The sequence below is a fragment of the Pseudomonas sp. F01002 genome (assembly GCF_004402115.1).
Taxonomy (GTDB): Bacteria; Pseudomonadota; Gammaproteobacteria; order Pseudomonadales; family Pseudomonadaceae; genus Aquipseudomonas; species Aquipseudomonas frigoris.
In genome coordinates this window covers 123,461-143,530 of record NZ_SOPU01000017.1, presented here as the reverse complement: position 1 = coordinate 143,530, position 20,070 = coordinate 123,461, and the positions used below count along the sequence as shown (strand labels likewise).

At 57.8% G+C, this 20,070-nt stretch carries 27 protein-coding genes, 1 tRNA gene and 2 pseudogenes; 10 read left to right on the top strand and 20 right to left on the bottom strand.

Going from position 1 to position 20,070, the window contains the following annotated elements; translation table 11 throughout:
- The first annotated feature begins 104 nt into the window (after positions 1–104).
- Entirely contained in the window at positions 105–341 is a 237-nt protein-coding gene (locus E3W21_RS12855) for a hypothetical protein (RefSeq protein WP_134420156.1), read from the top strand.
- Positions 342–382: 41 nt separating this feature from the next.
- Here E3W21_RS12855 and E3W21_RS12850 read toward each other — a convergent pair whose 3' ends face one another.
- Complete coding sequence (locus tag E3W21_RS12850) at positions 383–592, bottom strand: hypothetical protein (RefSeq protein WP_046048531.1); 210 nt, start codon at positions 590–592, stop codon at positions 383–385.
- Positions 593–752: 160 nt separating this feature from the next.
- Between E3W21_RS12850 and E3W21_RS12845 the strand changes: the two genes are divergently transcribed.
- Positions 753–1,523, top strand: coding sequence for a MinD/ParA family protein (locus tag E3W21_RS12845; protein ID WP_134420154.1), 771 nt, complete (start codon positions 753–755; stop codon positions 1,521–1,523).
- A 500-nt stretch (positions 1,524–2,023) separates the two neighbouring features.
- Positions 2,024–2,138 (top strand) — tRNA-OTHER (locus E3W21_RS31160).
- 80 nt (positions 2,139–2,218) lie between these two features.
- Here the strand turns inward: E3W21_RS31160 and E3W21_RS12840 are convergent.
- Positions 2,219–2,428 (bottom strand): hypothetical protein, encoded by a 210-nt coding sequence (locus E3W21_RS12840; RefSeq protein ID WP_129444594.1) that lies wholly within the window; start codon positions 2,426–2,428, stop codon positions 2,219–2,221.
- Between the two features lie 226 nt (positions 2,429–2,654).
- Between E3W21_RS12840 and E3W21_RS12835 the strand changes: the two genes are divergently transcribed.
- Positions 2,655–3,050, top strand: coding sequence for a hypothetical protein (locus tag E3W21_RS12835; protein WP_129444592.1), 396 nt, complete (start codon positions 2,655–2,657; stop codon positions 3,048–3,050).
- A 37-nt stretch (positions 3,051–3,087) separates the two neighbouring features.
- Here the strand turns inward: E3W21_RS12835 and E3W21_RS12830 are convergent.
- The 9 genes and pseudogenes from E3W21_RS12830 to E3W21_RS12785 all read right to left on the bottom strand — a co-directional run.
- Positions 3,088–3,276 (bottom strand): annotated as a pseudogene (locus tag E3W21_RS12830) (NmrA family transcriptional regulator); the annotation flags it as partial.
- A 76-nt stretch (positions 3,277–3,352) separates the two neighbouring features.
- Positions 3,353–3,637, bottom strand: a complete 285-nt coding sequence (locus E3W21_RS12820; RefSeq protein ID WP_046047412.1) for a hypothetical protein — start codon at positions 3,635–3,637, stop codon at positions 3,353–3,355.
- Between the two features lie 310 nt (positions 3,638–3,947).
- Positions 3,948–4,178 carry a hypothetical protein gene (locus E3W21_RS12815; RefSeq protein ID WP_010460746.1) on the bottom strand — a complete coding sequence of 77 codons (231 nt, stop codon included), beginning with the start codon at positions 4,176–4,178 and terminating at the stop codon, positions 3,948–3,950.
- Positions 4,179–4,303: 125 nt separating this feature from the next.
- A complete protein-coding gene (locus E3W21_RS12810; RefSeq protein WP_129444546.1) occupies positions 4,304–4,525 on the bottom strand; it encodes a hypothetical protein in 222 nt (73 codons plus the stop codon).
- An 85-nt stretch (positions 4,526–4,610) separates the two neighbouring features.
- Positions 4,611–5,636 (bottom strand): DNA topoisomerase IB, encoded by a 1,026-nt coding sequence (locus tag E3W21_RS12805; RefSeq protein ID WP_129444544.1) that lies wholly within the window; start codon positions 5,634–5,636, stop codon positions 4,611–4,613.
- 75 nt (positions 5,637–5,711) lie between these two features.
- Positions 5,712–6,791, bottom strand: coding sequence for a molybdenum ABC transporter ATP-binding protein (gene modC, locus E3W21_RS12800; protein ID WP_129444542.1), 1,080 nt, complete (start codon positions 6,789–6,791; stop codon positions 5,712–5,714).
- A gap of 3 nt (positions 6,792–6,794) precedes the next feature.
- The gene (gene modB / locus E3W21_RS12795) at positions 6,795–7,475 is read right to left on the bottom strand and encodes a molybdate ABC transporter permease subunit (protein ID WP_134420152.1); all 681 of its coding nucleotides are present in this window, start codon (positions 7,473–7,475) and stop codon (positions 6,795–6,797) included.
- The gene (gene modA, locus E3W21_RS12790) at positions 7,476–8,243 is read right to left on the bottom strand and encodes a molybdate ABC transporter substrate-binding protein (RefSeq protein ID WP_134420150.1); all 768 of its coding nucleotides are present in this window, start codon (positions 8,241–8,243) and stop codon (positions 7,476–7,478) included.
- A gap of 277 nt (positions 8,244–8,520) precedes the next feature.
- Positions 8,521–9,585 (bottom strand): nitronate monooxygenase family protein, encoded by a 1,065-nt coding sequence (locus E3W21_RS12785; RefSeq protein WP_134420148.1) that lies wholly within the window; start codon positions 9,583–9,585, stop codon positions 8,521–8,523.
- Positions 9,586–9,774: 189 nt separating this feature from the next.
- Between E3W21_RS12785 and E3W21_RS12780 the strand changes: the two genes are divergently transcribed.
- Complete coding sequence (locus E3W21_RS12780; RefSeq protein ID WP_129444536.1) at positions 9,775–10,758, top strand: MDR family oxidoreductase; 984 nt, start codon at positions 9,775–9,777, stop codon at positions 10,756–10,758.
- Positions 10,759–10,810: 52 nt separating this feature from the next.
- Entirely contained in the window at positions 10,811–11,299 is a 489-nt protein-coding gene (locus tag E3W21_RS12775; RefSeq protein ID WP_134420146.1) for a GyrI-like domain-containing protein, read from the top strand.
- Here the strand turns inward: E3W21_RS12775 and ada are convergent.
- The 6 genes and pseudogenes from ada to E3W21_RS12750 form a co-directional block, all read right to left on the bottom strand.
- Positions 11,263–12,336 carry a bifunctional DNA-binding transcriptional regulator/O6-methylguanine-DNA methyltransferase Ada gene (ada, locus tag E3W21_RS12770; RefSeq protein ID WP_134420390.1) on the bottom strand — a complete coding sequence of 358 codons (1,074 nt, stop codon included), beginning with the start codon at positions 12,334–12,336 and terminating at the stop codon, positions 11,263–11,265. The two genes, E3W21_RS12775 and ada, sit on opposite strands and share 37 nt — an antisense overlap.
- Before the next feature lie 87 nt (positions 12,337–12,423).
- The gene (alkB, locus tag E3W21_RS12765; RefSeq protein ID WP_134420144.1) at positions 12,424–13,104 is read right to left on the bottom strand and encodes a DNA oxidative demethylase AlkB; all 681 of its coding nucleotides are present in this window, start codon (positions 13,102–13,104) and stop codon (positions 12,424–12,426) included.
- Positions 13,094–13,798, bottom strand: coding sequence for a 2OG-Fe(II) oxygenase (locus tag E3W21_RS12760; protein WP_129444530.1), 705 nt, complete (start codon positions 13,796–13,798; stop codon positions 13,094–13,096). The genes alkB and E3W21_RS12760 overlap by 11 nt, the downstream gene beginning before the upstream one ends.
- A pseudogene (locus E3W21_RS32345) lies at positions 13,795–14,085 on the bottom strand (methylated-DNA--[protein]-cysteine S-methyltransferase); the annotation flags it as partial. The pseudogene E3W21_RS32345 and the gene E3W21_RS12760, both read right to left, overlap by 4 nt.
- A gap of 342 nt (positions 14,086–14,427) precedes the next feature.
- Positions 14,428–14,604 (bottom strand): hypothetical protein, encoded by a 177-nt coding sequence (locus tag E3W21_RS31155; RefSeq protein ID WP_166793825.1) that lies wholly within the window; start codon positions 14,602–14,604, stop codon positions 14,428–14,430.
- Between the two features lie 29 nt (positions 14,605–14,633).
- Entirely contained in the window at positions 14,634–14,936 is a 303-nt protein-coding gene (locus tag E3W21_RS12750; protein ID WP_129444526.1) for a DUF1883 domain-containing protein, read from the bottom strand.
- A gap of 212 nt (positions 14,937–15,148) precedes the next feature.
- On the opposite strand from E3W21_RS12750, the gene E3W21_RS12745 reads away from it, so the two are divergent.
- Positions 15,149–15,505, top strand: a complete 357-nt coding sequence (locus tag E3W21_RS12745) for a hypothetical protein (RefSeq protein ID WP_129444524.1) — start codon at positions 15,149–15,151, stop codon at positions 15,503–15,505.
- 72 nt (positions 15,506–15,577) lie between these two features.
- A complete protein-coding gene (locus E3W21_RS12740; RefSeq protein ID WP_134420142.1) occupies positions 15,578–15,808 on the top strand; it encodes a hypothetical protein in 231 nt (76 codons plus the stop codon).
- A gap of 11 nt (positions 15,809–15,819) precedes the next feature.
- Here the strand turns inward: E3W21_RS12740 and E3W21_RS12735 are convergent, their stop codons facing one another.
- Entirely contained in the window at positions 15,820–16,101 is a 282-nt protein-coding gene (locus tag E3W21_RS12735; RefSeq protein WP_056740098.1) for a hypothetical protein, read from the bottom strand.
- A gap of 138 nt (positions 16,102–16,239) precedes the next feature.
- A complete protein-coding gene (locus tag E3W21_RS12730) occupies positions 16,240–16,428 on the bottom strand; it encodes a hypothetical protein (RefSeq protein ID WP_129444520.1) in 189 nt (62 codons plus the stop codon).
- A 266-nt stretch (positions 16,429–16,694) separates the two neighbouring features.
- Here E3W21_RS12730 and galU point away from each other — a divergent pair, with 266 nt between their 5' ends.
- A complete protein-coding gene (galU, locus tag E3W21_RS12725; RefSeq protein WP_129444518.1) occupies positions 16,695–17,534 on the top strand; it encodes a UTP--glucose-1-phosphate uridylyltransferase GalU in 840 nt (279 codons plus the stop codon).
- Between the two features lie 130 nt (positions 17,535–17,664).
- Complete coding sequence (gene gorA, locus E3W21_RS12720) at positions 17,665–19,023, top strand: glutathione-disulfide reductase (protein ID WP_134420140.1); 1,359 nt, start codon at positions 17,665–17,667, stop codon at positions 19,021–19,023.
- Here gorA and E3W21_RS12715 read toward each other — a convergent pair.
- Complete coding sequence (locus E3W21_RS12715; protein ID WP_134420138.1) at positions 19,020–20,039, bottom strand: DNA-binding protein; 1,020 nt, start codon at positions 20,037–20,039, stop codon at positions 19,020–19,022. The genes gorA and E3W21_RS12715 overlap by 4 nt on opposite strands.
- Positions 20,040–20,070: the final 31 nt, after the last annotated feature.

The following is a 20,070-nucleotide window of genomic DNA, read 5'->3' as shown; positions in this document are numbered from 1 at the left end:
ACCGTAGGTTATGAGAGATGTACGGTCGGTGTAACACTTGAACTAAAAACTGACCGTTCAGTCAGGATAGTTAGCTTTACTTATCCCACTAAGAGGATGTCACCTTGCGCAACTTTACCTTGGAATACCTGTTCAACGGCGAGCCCCGCACATACATGTTCGAATTCAAGCAGCCTCAGCTGCCCATCCATGAGGCGGCAATGCACCTGCTACAGCTGCATTTTGGGGACGGAGAGAACAGCCTGATCATGCCCACCGCGGACGCGACGGCGCAGGAGATTTTAGAGCAGGCTGAGCTAGTAGGGCTGACGCAGATTCGGGTCGTCGATCAACCCAGTTGATGCCAGGTGCAGCGACCGGTCGAATCAACAGCTAGTAACGGTCACTCCGGCGTCATCAGGACTGCGAGCGTAAGCTTGATGAACTCCTCGTTCTTGTCGATGGTGTCCAATGCGCCGCGCACGTTGTCTGCGACGTCAGCAGAGCCGCGCGCCTCGACCCAATTGGAAAGCTCCAGGATGGCGGCCTCTAGGGCGAGTTGGTTTTCGTTGATCTTGTACAGCAGGGAAGGGAGCAGGTCTGAATGGGGCATAGGCGATTACTCGGCGGATGAGGTCATTGCAGCAGTGGCAGTTCTGGTTCGCGTGATTGCCATGTAGTGGCCATGTGTCTGCACTTTTCAGCTACCATTGCGCATCTAGGAATAGTTAGCGACTACTCGCACGCGTTGCACATGGAAGGTAATCAATAACATGGATGGTGTGCGTTCTGTGCAAGTTATCGCCGTGACCGGCGGAAAGGGCGGCGTCGGCAAGACGACTGTGGCTGTGAATCTTTCATTGGCGCTGGCGAAGTTTGGAAGGCGAGTCGTATTGCTTGATGGCGATCTTGGCTTGGCGAATATCGATGTCCTGTTGGGGCTTTCCCCGCAGTACACGCTTACCGATTTAATCGAAGGTCGCTGTGAGCTATCCGATGTACTTTTGCGCGGTCCGGGCGGGATACGAATCGTCCCCGCGGCTTCAGGCATCCAGAGCATGGTGCATTTGTCTCCGACTCAGTACGCAGGCCTGATCCAGGCCTTCAGTGAAATCGGTGACAGTCTCGATGTGCTGGTGATTGACACAGCTGCGGGCATCGGCTCGTCGGTGGTCAGTCTCGTCCGGGCGGCCCACGAAGTCTTACTGGTGGTCTGCGACGAGCCGACCTCGATCACCGATGCCTACGCACTGATCAAACTGCTTAATCGTGATTACGGAATGGACCGTTTCCGGGTGCTGGTCAATATGGTGCAGAGCCCGAATGAAGGTCGCGCGCTGTTCGCTAAATTGGCCAAAGTCACCGATCTTTTCCTCGACGTAACCCTGCGGTATGTGGGAGCGGTTCCGTACGATGTGTGTGCGCGTAGGGCAGTGCAGAAGCAGCGAGCAGTCTACGAACACTTTCCGCGCTCCAAGTGCGCCGAAGCATTTCAGGAAATCGCTTTAAAGGTCGACGCTTGGCCTTTGCCGACTACCCCCTGAGGGCATATGGAGTTCTTCGTTGACCGACTCGTCCATAATTCGAGAGGGTGACATTTCTCTCCCAGCCGTAAGAGTGGTGCGATTGTGGTGTCCGCTTATGCCTAGTAAACCTGGAGGCGCTTTTGTTGGGTCGGCTTGCGCAAAACCTCCTCTGGAGGCCGCGAGTTTCCGTTTGCATAAGCGGCCGGCAGGATGCCTGAGATGGGTGCGTGACATTTGCGTGACTTTCTCACGCACTTGTAAGCACTTGTGGGCATTCGATTGCAGCGAGCGCCAGTAAAAACGGCCATTTCACAAGGTCTTACAGGGGTACTGCGTGCATGGGGTGCTAGGGGTCGAGGCGATACCAGTAGAACGCGTGGATGTATGCATCATTGGCATAGTGTGGATTGGTTTCGACTCGCGCTGAGCGGGCATTTTTTCGCTTTGAACATGGGTTTTTCCGGGCCGCAATCATTTAGAGGTATGCGGAAACATTGGGCTGCATGGCATACTTTTTTGCCTGATTGCGACCCGGAAAAGCTATTGGGAGGCACGGCCTGATTGATTTTCCCTTGGGACTTAAAATCCCCCGCTCGTAAGGGCGTGCCGGTTCGATTCCGGCTTCGGGCACCATCTAAAATCAAGGGTTTGCGGGCGAAAGCTGATGCAAACCCTTGTTTGTTTCTGGCTTGCTGTTTTTTAGCCCGTAGCAGTTATTGACCCCGGCCGCTAGCCCCTGGATTAGCGCCGCGTCGATCTTCGCCAGAAGGGTTGCCGGTATCGACAAGCCTTCTCTCGACCAAGACATTTTGAAGGGCCTGGCGGGCTTCAGCGTCCAGCTGGTGCTCTCTCTCCTTGAGTTCAAGCAAGATTGGGCTGGACCAGGTGCGATAGGTTTGCTCGGTCTTACGAATTGATGTCATCTGTCCCCTCCTTGATGAGTGCCCGCCAACACCGTCGGCGCAATTTTGGTTCGATAGAACCCTAGTTGAGGAATCTGTTTGCCGCCAAAAAATTGCATGGCAATGGTGCACACCTCGCTGACGCCGCTATTGATCTTATCGTCAAAAAATATATTGATCAGTTTGGGGTTATCTAACCTTAAAAGTTACGTTGTCTGAATATAAAAAATTGTAAGAGGTGGAAGTGATGAGTAAGTTGTTGACTGCCATTACTGTAGCGTTCTTTCTCTCTGGATGTTCTTCCGGACCTCAGATTCCAAACGATGCCCATACCCCGGCACCTGCTGGTGCGAAGCAATTAAGCGGGGATGAAATTCACCAGGTGTTGATTGGTCGTGAGCTCAAAAGCAAAACCGCCAAAGGCGAGCCGTTCTCGGAAACATTGAGTCCTGGCGGAGCCGCGTTAATTAAAATTGCTAATTATCCAGAGATTAAAGGTAATTGGACTGTGGCGGGTGACGTGATCTGCGTCACCTATAAAGAATATGGAAAAGAATGCAATACCGTGCACAGTGATGGCGCTTCAGTGTGGCTTGTAGACCAAAATACAAAGACAAATAACAATAAATTCAGTGTGCATTAGTTAAGTATCATCAAACTAACGCACACCCGTTATCTCACTGTACGCCATCGGCAATCGGTGTATTGCGGCCATCAAGCACGATGGTGAAGAGATACAGCACCAGGTCGATCAGTTGTGCGGGAAGTTCTTCCTGTGCCAACGCCTGACGATAAGCCTCCGACGGTACTGCGGCGAAACGGATTTCGCGTTTTGTCGCACGGGCGATTTCATCAGCGGCTTCGGAAAAAGCGCATGTCGTTGCTGGAAATCATGGCGCCAGCGGCCGGATCGAGTGAATTCGATTCAGCCGCCGATGCTGTCAGCTAAACGAAAGGCTGACCGGTGAAACCACGAGGCAATCGTTGCAGTCCTTCCATGGCGGTGAGCCGTTCGACCCAAGCCGCGCGCCAGTCATTGGCTGTATGCGTAACTTTGGCTTTGCGTGCGGCGCGGCGTGCAGCGTTGCGTTGGTCTTTGCGCGCATCCTTGAACGCGTCGGTGTTGCGGCAGCTTCTGCATTTCACCCGGGTCAGTTCACTGGTTGACACGAGCTTGCTGCCTTTATGGCCGCAGGCCAGATGCCCGCCGACTTTAAAGTGAGTAACCATCAGACGTCTCCTTCGTTGCGTGTAATGGTTTGACCTCCAGCGTACGGCGACGTTCGTTGCCTGATTAATGGGCAAAAAAAAGGCCCGCATGCGGGCGGGCCAGGGGGATTCTTCAAAGGAGTCGGGTCCACTGTAGGGCGTGAGTTGTGAATACAGTGTGAAACAGACTGCGCAGCCAAAAAAAAGCCCAGCGCCAGGCTGGTTTGGGGATGTAGCAGGAAGCGCTCAGGCAAGGACGCACCCGGTGACGATAAGGTCGCCGTTCATGCGTCCTGAATCAGGCCGTGTCCTTGAGGATGCCCAGATCGAATCATCTGAACCGCGGCAGGGGCGGGTCGACAGGTTTGAGCGAAGACAGCGTATTGCGAATCAGTGGCGCGTCCTTCTCGATGTCGTTCAGACGATCACGAATTCTAAGGGCCGTCGGGTGCCCGCCTTGATGATCGACCCAGTCGGCGATTTCCTTGCACGCCGCTGCCAGGCGAGCCTGACGGGAGTCGAGCAGGGTGAGCAAAGTGGTGATGGACTCTTTTTCGGACATGGCAAACACCTCCGTTCAAGAAACCTGTATTTGGCAGCAAAAAGCCCGCGGGGAGCGAGCTTTCTGCCGATGGGGTCGCTATTCCTTCAGCTTTTTCAGTATAGACCCCTAAATGGCAGGTGACCTCAGCCTTGTCGGGCCGTCACTTGCGACCTGGCATTAAGCTGCCAGCATTCACGCAGGGCGTCTTCTTCACGATCGAAACCGTCACCGATGAAGCCGCGGGTTCGAGTATCGGCGATGCGATACCAGACGGCGGCGTCGGGTGGTGGATGATCGGGTTCTCCGGCCCGGCGACCATGGATGATGATCTTGTTGCATCGCTTCACAACGAAAATGTCTTCCATGGCTCACCGCAGCTAATTCAGGTTCACATCAACTATAGAAGCCATTGGCGATCATGCAAAAAAATAGACAGGTCAGTTCGTCGCCTCAGCCATTGCCCCGCATCTCCAAAAACACCGCCAGCCCGACTTCCTCTGCCCTGAGCCCTTTGCGCGCTCGTGGTCTGGGCAGCTCAGCCAACGCACCCAAAAGAAAACCATCGAGCACCGCCGGGTGGATGTAGCACTTGCGGCAGACTGCCGGGGTGTTGCCCAGTTGTTTGGCAACGTTCTTGACCATCTCCACCACATGCCGCTTGGCATCCGACTCGGGCTCCCACTGCAGTTCGCGCAAAACCGCCAACGCCAATGCGCTGCCGGCCCAGGTTCGGTAGTCCTTGGCTGTGAAGTCGGCGCCGGTGAGGGTTTGCAGGTAGGCGTTGACATCGGAGGAACTGACGGTGTGTCGTTCACCGTTTTCATCCAGGTACTGAAACAGGTTCTGCCCGGGAATTTCCAGGCAGCGTTTGATAATCCGCGCCAGGCGTCGGTCTTTCACGGTGATCTGGTGCTCGACACCGCTCTTGCCACGGAACTGGAACAGGATCGCGTTGCCGTTGACCTCGACGTGACGGTTGCGCAGGGTGGTCAGGCCGTAGGATCGGTTGTCCCGAGCATACTGGGTGTTGCCGACCCGGATCAGCGTCGCGTCGAGCAAGGTGATGACCGTGGCCATGACCTTGTCGCGACTGAAGCCGGGAGCTGCCAGCAGTGCTTCAAGCTGTTTGCGCAGTTTCGGCAGCGCCAACCCGAAGTCCCGTAAACGTGAGTATTTGTCGGCATCACGCACTTCTCGCCAGCGTGGGTGATAACGGTATTGCTTGCGACCTCGGGCGTCACGGCCGGTGGCTTGCAGATGGCCGCGCGGGTCGGCACAGATCCATACATCGGTGTAGGCCGGGGGCACGGCGAGGGCATTGATGCGTTTGATCTCGTCTTGATCGGTGATGAGCTGACCCGCAAGGTCGTAATAGCAGAACTTGCCGCGCAGTTTCTTGCGGGCGATGCCGGGCTGGGTGTCATCGACGTAATGCAGGTCTGATGGCAGCGCATCGGGCAGCGCGATATCGGGCATGGCGGTAGTCCTTGGCGACGGATCAGGGGCCGTTACAGCCATTGACCGCACGCCGTTGCAGTCGTGCCAGCGGATTTATGCCAGAACCGCTACTGCCTTGATCTGTGCCCAGAGTTGCTGGCCGGGGTGCACGCCCAATTGGTCTCGGGAGTAGCGGGTGATCCGCGCCAGCAGCGGTGTGCCGCCAGCGTCCAGACGGATCAGCACGTGGGCGGCGTTGTCCGCGCCCATTTCACTGATCACGGTGACCGGCAGGCGATTGAGGATGCTGCTTTGCTCGACACTTTGCAGGCTCAGGCTGACATCCCGTGCCTGAACCTTGCAGCGCAGCGCCTGACCCAAGGTCATCGGTGAGTGAGCCACCCGAATATTCAGGGTCGTGTCGGGCAGTTGCAGGGTTAGCAACTGGTAGTCGGCGTCATGGGCACTGACGTGCCCCTCGATCACCACGCCGGCGTCGTCGCCCAGCGCCAGGGGCAGGTCGAGACGGGCCAGCGTTTCGCCAATAGCCCCGCTGGCCAGGGCTTTGCCTTCACTCAGCAAGACGATGTGGTCGGCCAACCGCGCGACTTCATCCTGTGAGTGGCTGACGTACAGCACCGGGATGTCCAGCTCATCATGCAGTCGTTGCAGGTAAGGCAGGATTTCGTTTTTGCGTTGGCTATCCAATGCCGCCAGCGGCTCGTCCATCAACAACAGTTTCGGGCTGGTGAGCAGGGCGCGCGCGATGCCGACCCGCTGCCGTTCACCACCGGAAAGGTGCTGCGGATGGCGATCCAGCAAATGGCCGATCCCGAGCAGTTCGGTCGCGTGTGCCATGTCGACCCGTCGCTGTGGGCGAGGAATGCGCTTGAGGCCGAACTCCAGATTGGCCAGCACCGACAGATGGGGAAACAGGCTGGCTTCCTGGAAGACGTAACCCAATGCCCGTTTATGTGGCGGTACGAAAATCTTCTTGTCGCTGTCCTGCCAGACTTCATCGTTGACCTGGATGAAACCCTGCTCGGCCTTCTCCAGGCCGGCGATGCAACGCAGACAGGTGGTCTTGCCCGAACCGGAATGACCGTAAAGGGCAGTGACGCCGCGGCCGGGCAATTGCAGATCAACTTCCAGGGCGAACCCTGAATACCTCAGTTTCAGACGCGTATGGATCATCGATCAGCTCCAGCCCGCTTTGGTTTTACGGCTGGAGTAAAGCGCCAGCAACACAATAAAGGAGAACACCAGCATCGCCCCGGCCAGCCAATGGGCCTGGGCGTATTCCATGGCTTCGACGTGATCGTAGATCTGCACCGAGACCACGCGGGTCTTGTTGGGAATGTTGCCGCCGATCATCAGCACCACGCCGAACTCACCGACGGTGTGGGCGAAACCGAGAATGGCAGCGGTGATGAAACCGGGGCGGGCCAGCGGCAGGATCACGCTGAAAAATGTGTCCCAGGGATTGGCGCGTAAGGTCGCGGCCACTTCCAATGGGCGAGTGCCAATGGCGGAAAAAGCATTTTGCAGCGGTTGGACCACGAACGGCATCGAGTAGAGCACCGAGCCGATCACTAACCCTGCAAAACTGAAAGTGAGGGTGCCGAGCCCCAGTGATTGGGTGAAGTGGCCGACAAACCCGTTAGGACCGAGCGCCAGCAACAGGTAAAAGCCAATCACCGTCGGCGGCAGCACCAGGGGCAGGGCGACGATCGCCCCGACCGGGCCGCGCAACCACGAGCGGGTGCGCGACAGCCATAACGCAATCGGAGTGCCGATGACCAGCAGGATAACCGTCGTCAGCGACGCCAGTTTCAGGGTCAGCCAGATGGCGGAAAAGTCGGCACTCGATAGCGTCATTTAGAGTTGGTAACCGTAGGATTTGATGACTGCGGCGGCTTTCGGACCTTTGAGGTACTCAACCAGTGCCTTGGCAGCGGGGTTGTCCTTGCCTTTGTTGAGGATCACCGCGTCTTGTTTGATCGGGTCGTGCATGTCGGCTGGAACGATCCAGGCCGAGCCGCCGGTGACTTTGCCGTCTTTGTAGATCTGCGACAAGGCCACAAAACCCAGTTCGGCATTGCCGGTGGAGACGAATTGGTAGGCCTGGGTGATGTTCTGGCCTTCAACGATCTTGGTTTTGACCTTGTCGGTCAGGCCCAGCTTGGCCAGCACCTGAGTAGCGGCCAGACCGTAAGGCGCGGCTTTCGGGTTGGCAATGGACAGATGCTGATACTGGTTGTCGCTCAACACTTTGCCCTTGGCATCGACGTAACCTTCCTTGGCCGACCACAACGCCAGGGTGCCGATGGCGTAGGTGAAGCGCGAGCCCTTGACCGTTTCGCCTTCGGTTTCGAGTTTTTGCGGGGTGGTGTCGTCCGCCGAGAGGAACACTTCGAACGGTGCGCCGTTCTTGATCTGGGTATAGAACTGGCCGGTGGCACCATAGGAGGTGACCAGTTTATGCCCGGTATCTTTTTCGAAATCAGCGGCGATCGCCTGAATCGGTGCAGTGAAGTTGGCGGCGACGGCGACCTGGACTTCGTCCGCCTGGGCGGACCCGAAAGCGAACACTGCAAGCAGGGTTGCCAGGCAGGTGGGGGCAAAACGTGAGGCACGAATGGTCATGAAACGGCTCCGTTATAGGCAAGTGCAACGAGGGGGTGAAACGCTATATAGCGGAATATATAGCGAAATGCCTGCAAACGGAATGTGTCGGATGCGCGTTATTGAGGCCACGCATAACCCTGTAGCAGCTGCCGAAGGCTGCGCTCGACTGCGAAGCGGTCGTGAAACCAGATACCGCGGTCTTTCAGGTTAATCGTGGCAGCTGAATCTACGACTGCTTCGCCCGAGCGCGGACCGGGCCGAACGCAGCCTTCGGCAGCTGCTACAGGTGAGTGCATTACCGACCCAACAACTTGGCCAATCCTTCCTCAGCCAGGCGCCGGGTCAGTTCAGCCGTGGTCATTTCAACGCCCAGCGTGAATGCCTGACCCGCCCAGAGATTGCTGAAATCCGCTTCCCCCTTGGCCCGCAACGGCATCAGCGCACCACCCGCCAGCGGGAAGACCGGGGCTTTTGCGCTCATCGGCCCAAGTTCGCGCATCACCCGATTGAGAATTCCGCGCGCCGGGCGTCCGGTGAAAATGTTAGTGACGGCAGTTTCACTTTCCTTGGCCGTGCGCAACGCCTTGTGATGAGACGCGCTGACCTTGGCCTCTGGCGTGAACAAGTACGCCGTGCCCACTTGCACCGCCGAAGCCCCTAACAGGAAAGCCGCCGCGACGCCTCGTGCATCGGCAATCCCGCCGGCAGCAATCACCGGCACTTTCACGGCATCGACGATCTGCGGCACCAGCGCAAAGAGGCCCACCTGGCTGCTCAGATCATCACTGAGAAACATGCCCCGATGGCCACCGGCTTCGTACCCCATGGCGATGATTGCGTCACAACCCTGCTGCTCCAGCCAGATCGCCTCTTCGACGGTGGTGGCCGAGGAGAGTACTTTCGCCCCAGTGGCTTTCACGCGATCCAGCAGGGACTTTTCCGGCAGTCCGAAGTGAAAACTCACGACTTCGGGGCGAAACTCTTCGATCACTTCGCAGGCTGCGCTATCGAACGGCGCTCGATTGGACACTGGCGTCGGCGCGTCGAAGTCCACGCCAAGTTCCCGGTAGTAGGGTTCCAGCAGATACTTCCAGTCTCGAGCGCGTTGCTCATCGGCGGCGGGAGTCTGATGGCAGAAGTAGTTGACGTTAATCGGACGCTGAGTGTGTTGACGAATCGTTTTCAGCTCCTCGCGCAACTGATCGATGCTCAACATGGCTGCCGGCATTGAGCCCAGTCCGCCGGCATTACTGGCTGCGATAACCATGGCCGAATGGGTCGCGCCGGCCATGGGCGCCTGGATGATCGGCAGCTCAATGCCAAGCAGGTCAAGAATGCGGGTGTCTGGCCATTTGCTCATTTGAAGGGTTCTCCGACGTCATAACAGGGCAGGGACGGTAGGACCGTTTTTGTATCAGTAATGACTGACATAAGGCCAGTCGAGTTTTCTGTTCGTGTGCCACTCTTGGCTTAAAGTCGAGTACGGTGAAATGTTGCTGTGTGTTATTTCAACTGCACGACAACTGAGTGATTCCATCTGGAGGCAGCAATGTTCCAAGGCATTTTGATCGACAAAGACGACAGCGGTTACCGGGCCACACTGCAAGAGATCAATGACGATCAACTGCCCGAGGGCGATGTGACAGTGCGTGTTGCGTACAGCACGCTGAACTTCAAGGATGGCCTGGCGATCACCGGCAGCAGCCCGGTGGTGCGAAAATTCCCGATGGTGCCGGGGATCGATCTGGCAGGTACTGTCGAAGTCAGCGGGCATCCGGACTACAAGGTCGGCGATCAAGTCGTACTCAATGGCTGGGGAGTTGGCGAAGGACATTGGGGCGGACTGGCGCAGAAGGCTCGCTTGAATGGCGACTGGCTAATTCCGCTGCCCAAGGCGTTCACCGCGGCGCAAGCGATGGCTATCGGCACGGCCGGTTACACGGCGATGCTGAGCATCCTGGCGCTGGAACATAATGGCGTGACGCCCGAGCAGGGAGACGTGTTGGTCACCGGCGCCAATGGCGGTGTAGGCAGTTTCGCCATCGCACTGCTGAGCAAGCTCGGCTATCGGGTGGTCGCGTCTACCGGCCGCACCTCCGAGCACGATTACCTCAAGCAATTAGGCGCCAGCGAAATCATCGACCGCGCCACGCTGTCCGAGCCGGGCAAACCCTTGGCCAAGGAGCGTTGGGCGGCGGTCATCGACTCGGTCGGCAGCCACACATTGGCCAACGCCTGTGCCAGCACCAAGGCCGACGGCACTGTCGCCGCGTGTGGCCTGGCGCAAGGCATGGACTTCCCGGCTTCAGTCGCCCCGTTCATTTTGCGCGGCGTGACCCTGGCTGGGATCAACAGCGTGACTCAGCCCAAAGCCAAGCGGATACTGGCCTGGAATCGTCTGGCCAAGGATCTCGACTTCACCTTGTTGCCGCTGATCAGCCACGAAATCGGCTTGAGCGAAGTGATCGAGGCTGCACCGCGATTACTCGCCGGCCAATTGCGTGGTCGGGTGGTGGTCGACGTCAATCGTTGACTGTCTCACCGCCAATCAAACAGACAAACGACAGAGACAAGGACTATCGACCATGGATGTAAAACAGCGTGAAGTGCGGCCCTTTAGCGTCTCGGGCCTGCAAGTGCGCACCTGCAATGCCGCAGAGCAGCAACCAGACACGGCGCGCATCGGCCCGATGTGGGAACAATTTTTCGTTGAGGGAATCTTCGACAAGATCGCCCACAAGCAGCCGGATTCCTTTGTGTACGGCGTCTATTCCAACTACGAGTCCGACGCTTCGGGCCACTTCGATGTGACCGCGGGGGTGGCGGTCACCGCGCCCTCCGAGGACTTTCCGCAGGTTCAGGTGGAGGGAGGCGAATACCTGGTGTTCAGCGCCAAAGGGGCGATGCCAGACAGCGTCATTCAGGCGTGGGGCTTGATCTGGGCCTACTTTAAGGACAACCCGCAGGTTTGCCGCACGTTCGCCACAGACTTCGAGGTTTATACCAGCCCGGACTCAGTGTCGGTCTATATCGGCATTCAGGACTCAGACGGGTTTTCGCGTTCAAGCAACTGACGCTTGCGCTCCACACCCCAGCGATAGCCCGACAGGTTGCCGTTGCTGCGCACCACGCGGTGGCACGGAATCGCCACCGCCAGGTTGTTCGCGCCGCAGGCTTGAGCCACGGCGCGCATCGCTTTTGGCGCGCCGATTCGCTGAGCGATATCGGCGTAGCTGGCGGTGCGACCGACGGGAATCTCCCGCAGGGCTTGCCAGACCCGTTCTTGAAAAGCGGTGCCACGAACATCCAGCGGCAAGTCCAGGCCCAGGGCCGGCGCTTCAATAAAACCTACAACCTTGGCGATCAGTTGCTCGAACGTGTGATCGGCGCCAATCAGATTCGCACGCCGAAACTTGTCCTGCAGATCGCAGACCAGTTGGTGCGGGTCATCGCCTAGCAAGATCGCGCAAACACCCCGTTCACTCTGCGCCACCAGAATCGCCCCCAGGGAACACTGGCCGACGGCAAAACGAATGTCGTTGTTCTGACCGGCCGCGCGGTAATCACCGGGTTTCATGCCCAATAGCTGATCGGCTGCTTCATAGAAACGACTGTTGGAGTTGAAACCGGCGTCATACAGCGCGTCGGTCACCGAGTCTCCGTCCGCGAGACGCTCACGAACCCTGCGTGAACGATGGGCCGCGGCGTAGCCCTTGGGCGTCAGACCGGTCACCGCTTTGAACACCCGATGGAAGTGAAAGCTACTCAGGCCCGCAGCAGAAGCCAGCTCGCTCAGAACAGGCAGATTCTCCGCGGTTTCGATCTGGCGGCAAGCGGCGGCCACCGTCGCGGCATGTTGTGCGGCGACGTCGCTTTGATCTTTCGCGGCGCGTTTACTGGGGCGATAACCCGCCGCCTGGGCCTGTTCGGCAGTGTCGAAGAACTCGACATTCTGCGGTTTCGGCAAACGCGCCAGGCTGCTGGGACGGCAGTAAATGCCGGTGGTTTTCACCGCATACACAAACTGTCCGTCTGCCCGGGGATCACGCGCGACGACGGCGGCCCAGCGAGGGTCGTTCTCGGTGGTGATCGTTGTCGAATGGCTTGTCATGGCTTCATGTCCGTTGATCCGTTTCATGCAGATTAACCAGCCGACGGGGTCGCTGCACCCCGGGTCTTGCGGTCGAATTCGAAGGCTTCACCCGGCGGTACGAAAGGTGAAGTTGATCCGTTGTTCGCCCAGTCGCGGGTGTTGGCCGTCCTTGATCGGCAAGACGCCGTGATACCGCAAGCGATCCACGCCACCCCAGACCACGATGTCGCCATGCAACAGCGGTACTCGTTGGCTTTTATTGCTGCGTTCGAAGCCGCCGAACAGGAACATCGCCGGTAATCCCAGGGACACTGAAACAATGGGCGCGGCGTAGGAAACTTCATCTTTGTCCTGGTGCAACGACATCTTGGCTCCGGGAGCATAGCGGTTGATCAGGCAGGAATCAGGCATGAAGTCCGCAAACCCCGCTTCCCGCGCCGCCGCTTGTGCCAACTCGAAAAACACCTCGGGCATTTTTGGCCAGGGTTCTCCGGTCAGCGGATCATGGCGGGTATAGCGATAGCCGCTGCGGTCGGTGGTCCAGCCCAGCGCGCCGCAACTGCTCAAGGCGACCGACATGGTAAAGCCCCCGGGCGTGATCATCTGCCGAAACGGTGCCGCCGCCAGAACTGCGTCCAGTGCGGGCAGCAACTGATCCAGCCAGGGCAGGGCAAAGCCTCTGAGGACGCAGGACTGTTCGCCGATCCGATCGAGCCTGGTTTGCTGCTCGGGTTCCGCGTCGGCAAACAAGTCGAAGGTGATCGGGTTCATGGGGTCATAACGCATCGTGAAAGATGATTCCAAGGGTATGCCGTTTTCCGCTGTGCAGGCGACTCACGCCGTGGCGCAGGGTGACTCGGTAATAGCCACGAACGCCTTTGACTGGTCGTTGGTTGACGGCAAAGATCAGCCCGTCGCCTTTCTTCAGGCCAATGACCTGGGGTCGCGATTGCATTCGAGGGCGCTGTTCCGTCAGTACGAACTCGCCACCGGTGAAATCGTCGTCGGGCTCTGACAGCAGAATCGCCACTTGCAGTGGGAAGACGTGTTCGCCGTACAGATCCTGATGCAAGCAGTTGTAGTCCTGCGGTCCATATTGCAGCAACAACGGCGTCGGGCGTTCCTGACCGGCGGCATGGCAGCGTTCGAGGAACGCTTCATGGGTTTCAGGGAAACGCGTCGGCAGGTCCATGAGCTCGTACCAGCGATTGGCTATCGGCACCAGGCGAGGGTAGAGCGCACTGCGCAAACGGGCGACGACATCCGGCAACGGGTATTTGAAGTATTTGTACTCGCCACGGCCAAAGCCGTGACGAGCCATGATCACTTGCGAGCGAAACGGTTCGGCACTGGCATACAGAGCGCTGATTTCATCGCACGTCTCGTGGCTAAACAGCGACCGGATGATCGCGCAGCCATCCTGATCGAGTTGCTGCTCGAGCATGACCCAGTCCAGTCCATCGAGAGAGTGCTCGCTCATCGCTGCGCCTCACGATCCAGCAGTTGCCGTTTGCGCTCCAGCCCCCAACGGTAGCCGCCGAGGCTGCCATCCTGACGCAGCACTCGATGGCACGGCACGATAACCGCCAGCGGGTTTGCTCCGCAGGCATTGGCCACCGCCCGAAAAGCCGTGGGTTGACCCAGTTGTCGCGCGATATCCAGATAGCTGGCGGTTTCACCCACCGGTATTTGCCGCAGGGCATCCCAGACTCGTCGTTGAAATACGCTGCCTGTCAGATCCAGCGGCAAATCAAGGGTGCTACGCGGGTCTTCGAGGTGGCGCAAGGTTTGCTCTAGCGCAGGCATCAAGCTTTCATCACGCTGCGGTGCTTGTTGGCCGGGGAGGCGTTGCGAAAGATCGCGTTCCAGCGTGGCCTGGTCATCGCCGAGCAGCAGCGCACACAACCCCTCGGCGCTGAATGCGAGCAGCAAGACGCCAAGGCTGGAAGTGCCGCTGATGAAGCGAATCGAGGTAGTAGACATGTTCTGACTCCTTAACCAAAGGTTGAGGTGGCCAGTCTAGGGAGCGGGGACTTCGTTAACACTCCGGCGCTTGCGGTTGAATTCCAGAGGCGGGAGCAGACGTCCATGTTGTCGCTCCGGGTCCCTTTACAGCGCTTTGCTGACGCTTATTTCGCTGATGACGTCTTTGCTCGAACCATGAAGAGCATCCAGCGCGGCCTTGGCTTCTTCTTCCGTGCCGTTTTCAAGCTGGGCAAATTCGAAGCGACGCTCACCATTGAGTTTGTATTTGATGACGTACTTGGTCGTTTGGGCCACGGTCATACCTGCTTGTCTTCGTGTTTGGGTGTCACTCAGCTCAGTTTCGTGCTGGAGCGGCGGATGATCTTGATGGTGTGAGTCAGGGTCGGTTTGTGAGTTACGCTGATCGGCCGGCGGTTGACCGTGTCGATGGTGATGTTCCAGAAACCGGTACTCGGTGCAGTAATCCGGGCCGGGAAGGTGTCGAATGCACCGCCATGGTAAGTGTGGCGGCCGCCATTCTTGAAGCTGCGGAAATTGGCGTCGTTCATCAAGCGGATATTGCATGTTTGGGAGCATTGAATGACGACGATGTCGTCTTCGTTGAGGTGCTCGCGCTGGTGGATAAATTTCATGAGGCGCCTCCAGAAGGGCTTTTTCTACAAAATCAAAACGATAGCATGGGCGATTGGCGCAGTTTATCAGCCCGAACGGGTTATTATCCGGTCGTCGGGGTCCGCTTTGACAATTAAAAACAGTTATACGGAATTCTATGAGCGATAAACGCAGCAAGCCTCGGAGAAAAACAGCATTTTTACTGTCGGAGTGTCTTTATCGGAGGTGTTGTATGAAGTGGGGTGTGCTGGTCCTGCCTATGGCGATAGCGATGAGTGGTTGTGCGAGTGTCTCGGAGATCAATGAGACGCTTCCCACCATGAACGTGATTTCAGGCAAGAAGCCTCATGAGTACGCGCAATGCCTGACCGAGAAGCTGGCCAGCAGCCGGGGAGCCCTGCAAGTCGAGCCGCATAAGGACGGTATGCGAGTCATCGTGCCGCAGAAGTTCTCCTCGGGCCCGGCCGCCGTATTTGATATCGAAGACCGCTCCGGCGGCAGCAGCATCAAGTTGCATGAGCGCATCTCCAATGTGCCGTTGCGCCCCATGGATGTACGCAATGCCGCTACTGCGTGCATTTCCGGCTGATAGACTGTCGCCCGTCAGCACCGATGCCGCCAAAGCAGCGCTTTGGCGGCATTGTCATTTCTGGAGTCGAGCATGAAGCGAGAGCAGGTACGGGAGCGCCATGCAGAGGGTCACATCTCTGCCACCCACGTGATTCAGAATCCGGCGAATTCGGGAGAATGGATCGTGTTTTTCAAAAAAAGCGCCGGGCGCAGTTATTTTCTGGTGGATGAAAACGATGAAGTCGAATCCTTCAGTAGCCTCGACGATTTGATCGAGACGGTGCGCGGTCTCGGGATCAAGTTCGCCGAAATTCACATGTAGGGCTGGGCGCCTTACTTGCAGACCACCACGACGCTGCGGTTCTTGTAGTTGCCGACGTCGACACCCAGCGTCTTGTCGCTTTCCTTGGTCGAAGGTGTTCCGTCGGTACCGACGATCCGATAGCCGGTGCCGGCGCAAGAGGCATCGGCTTTTTCGTAGCAGGTCGCCCAGGAATTGGCTTCCCCGGAGCAGTCGATCGCCAGGCCTTGCTCGCCGTTGTTCAGGTAGGTCGTTTCGGAAGTGGCGCAGCCGCTCAGGGCCAGTGCCGCGATCAGTGGCAAAAATTTATTCATGTCGTTGTCGTCGTCAGGATGAAGGGGCTGAGCCTGTGACAGCGCTGGCATCAAAAGGTTATAGCGAATGGCCACTTGGTTGCAGGCAATCACAAAAAAGCCCTGCGCGAGCAGGGCTTGGGTCGAGTCGGGTGCTTCTCAGGACTTATCCTTGCCGCGACGCTTCGGGGCTGGGTGTTCGAGCTCCAATACGGATGCCACTTCGATCGCCAACGCCTCGGTCGGGAAAGGCCCGGCAATATTCTCGCCGCTGGCACTGTCTACCCACCACTGGCCGTCTTTCGCCTGATTGATCAGGAACCCGTTGACACTTTTTGCTTCCGACATCTATCTGCCTCGTTGGCTGGTTCAATCGCGCAATGATAGCGCCAAATGCACTCAACCGGTGCTGATGGTGTAGGGTTATGCGATTCGCGGCCGTGCAGATCTGATGGTCTGTGCTATCTATAAAGGCTGCAGAGCTATCTCGGGAACTATCCGCGAGAATATTTCTCTATGATGGCATCGGTTAGCCAGTGCGGGGCATTGTAAGGTGCACGCCGCCTGATTAGACTGCGCCGAAACTCGTACACACAGCCCTATCAAGGACTTTTATGATCAAGAAATGCTTGTTCCCAGCAGCCGGTTACGGTACTCGCTTCCTGCCAGCGACTAAAGCCATGCCCAAAGAAATGCTGCCGGTGGTAAACAAGCCACTGATCCAGTACGGCGTCGAAGAAGCACTGGACGCTGGGTTGACCGAAATTTCCATCGTTACCGGTCGCGGCAAACGGGCTCTGGAAGACCACTTCGACATCAGCTACGAGCTGGAAAACCAGATCAAGGGCACCGACAAGGAAAAATACCTGGTCGGCATCCGTAAACTGTTGGACGAGTGCTCGTTCTCCTACACTCGCCAGACCGAAATGAAAGGCCTGGGCCACGCCATTCTGACTGGCCGCCCGCTGATCGGCGACGAACCGTTCGCGGTAGTGCTGGCGGACGACTTGTGCGTCAACCTCGAAGGCGACGGCGTCCTGACCCAAATGGTCAAGCTGTACGAGCAGTATCGCTGCACCATCGTAGCGATCCAGGAAGTGGATCCGCAGGAAACCAACAAGTACGGCGTGATCTCCGGCGAGCTGATCGCTGATGATTTGTACCGCGTTCGCAACATGGTCGAAAAACCAGCCCCGGAAGACGCACCGTCCAACCTGGCGATCATCGGTCGTTACATCCTGACGCCGGATATTTTCGAGCTGATCAAACAAACCGAGCCAGGCAAAGGCGGCGAGATTCAAATCACCGACGCCCTGATGAAGCAGGCGAAAAACGGTTGCGTGATTGCCTACAAGTTCAAGGGCAAGCGTTTTGACTGCGGTGGCGCTGAAGGCTACATCGAGGCCACCAACTTCTGCTTCGAGAACTTCTACAAGACTGGCAAGGCTTACTAATAGCCTCTGACCCACTTGTATTGAAAAGCCACCTTCGGGTGGCTTTTTCATTTTCCGTCCCCATATCGATTGCAGCGCTTGCCCAGCGGACGTCTGCGGGTATGCTTGTGGACTGCCGAGGAGATTGAAAATGGCCTACGATTTTGACCTTTATGTGATTGGCGCCGGTTCCGGCGGTGTGCGGGCTGCGCGTTTTGCTGCCGGTTTTGGCGCGAAAGTGGCGGTGGCCGAGAGCCGCTACCTGGGTGGCACTTGTGTGAATGTCGGCTGTGTGCCGAAGAAGCTGCTGGTCTACGGCGCACACTTCGCCGAAGACTTCGAGCAGTCGCAAGGTTTTGGCTGGACGCCGGGCGAAGCGAAGTTCGATTGGGTAACGCTGATCGCCAACAAGGATCGCGAGATTAATCGCCTGAACGGTATCTATCGCAACCTGCTGGTTAATAGTGGCGTGACCTTGCATGAAGGCCACGCCAAAATCGTTGATCCGCACCAGGTCGAGATCAATGGCGAGCGTTACACCGCCAAAAACATCCTGATTGCTACCGGTGGATGGCCACAGATTCCGGAAATTCCGGGGCATGAGCATGCAATCAGTTCCAATCAGGCGTTCTTCCTCAAAGAGCTGCCCAAGCGCGTTCTGGTGGTAGGCGGTGGTTACATCGCCGTCGAATTCGCCGGGATCTTCCACGGTCTGGGTGCCGAGACCACGTTGCTGTATCGCGGTGAGCTGTTCCTGCGCGGCTTCGACGGTGCGGTGCGCAAACACTTGCAGGAAGAACTGACCAGGCGCGGCATGGACCTGCAATTCAACGCCGACATCGAGCGTATCGACAAGCAGGCCGATGGCAGCCTGAAGGTGACCCTCAAGGACGGCCGTGAGCTTGAAGCGGATTGTGTGTTCTACGCCACTGGTCGACGTCCGATGCTCGACAATCTTGGGCTGGAAAACACCGGAGTCAAACTCGACAAGAAAGGTTTCGTCGAGGTCGACGAGCAGTATCAGACTGCTGAGCCGTCGATCCTGGCGCTTGGCGATGTGATCGGTCGGGTTCAGCTGACGCCGGTGGCGTTGGCGGAAGGCATGGCCGTGGCGCGACGTTTGTTCAAACCTGAGCAGTATCGCCCGGTCGATTACAAGATGATCCCGACCGCGGTATTCAGCTTGCCGAACATCGGCACGGTCGGTTTCACCGAGGAAGAGGCCCGGGAGGCCGGTCACGATGTGGTGATCTTCGAAAGCCGCTTCCGGCCCATGAAGCTGACCCTGACCGAATGCCAGGAGCGCACCCTGATGAAACTGGTGGTGGACGCCAAGACCGACAAGGTTCTGGGCTGTCACATGGTCGGTCCGGAGGCTGGGGAGATTGTGCAGGGCTTGGCGATCGCCTTGAAGGCGGGTGCCATCAAGCGCGATTTCGATGAGACCATCGGCGTGCACCCGACTGCCGCCGAAGAGTTCGTCACCATGCGCACGCCGGTCGCGGGTTAATCGTCCTTTTGGGGCTCTGATGCGTCTGGCGCTGTCGCAATGACGGCCGCCAGGCGCACGCTCTCATCGAGGCTCGCCTGAGTCTTGAGCAACTCAATTTCCAGCGCTTTGTTTATCTGCGACTGCTCATCGACGCTCTGTTTCAGCGACTGGCTTTCCAGTAGGGCGGCGCGCAAGCGTTCCTGGAGGAGGGTGCGTTCGCTGTCGATACGGTTCACCTGTTCCAGTAGCTGATCCTGTCGAGCGTTGGTTTGCTTGAGTTGATCCTGCAGTAGGCTCAACTCTCTCAGGGTGCCACGGTTCTCCGTCAGCAAACGCTCGTTGTCGCGGTGCAGTTGGGTGATCTCATCCTGGCGCACCAATGCGCTTTGCTGGGCCTGACGCAATTCCATTTGAATTTGCTGCACCTGGCCTTCGTGGCGACGTTGTTCCTGCTCGCGCTGATCTTTGACAGCGTTGCGATAATGTTCCAGGGCATCGCGAGCGTGCAGGTGCTTTTCTTCCAGTGAGCGAATCTGCTCATCCTTGTCTTGCAAGCGTAATTCGAAATCGGCCAGCGCCTGGTTCAGTCCGGCGTTGCGGGTTTGTTCGGTCTGCAGCATGGCGCGGGTTTCTTGCAGGGCCTCGGACTCTTGAGTCAGTGCCAGGCTTTGAATCTCGTACTGCTGCTGCAATTGCGTGTTGGCTTGTCGGGCTTCATACAACTGGGTATCCAGCTGTTTTTTTTGCTGATCGAACTGCTCGCGGGCCTGATCGATGGGCTCCTGAGCCTGCTCCTTGAGTCTTTGTGCCAGCCGCGAGACCAGCCCCGCCAGCTCATCATCGATGGGTTCCGGCGGCACGTCGGCGCGCTCGGCGCCGTCATCCAGCTCCTTCAAATAGCGATGAATCGTGGTTTTCGAGCCCGTGTTGCCCATTTCGATCCGTACCGCATCAATGCTTGGGTTTTCGCCGCGAGCCAAAATTGCCAAGCGTGCTGCCTGGACCACTGCTTTGTTTACACCGCCACGAGCCATGAGTTCTCCTACGATTTCGTACTGTGGTACA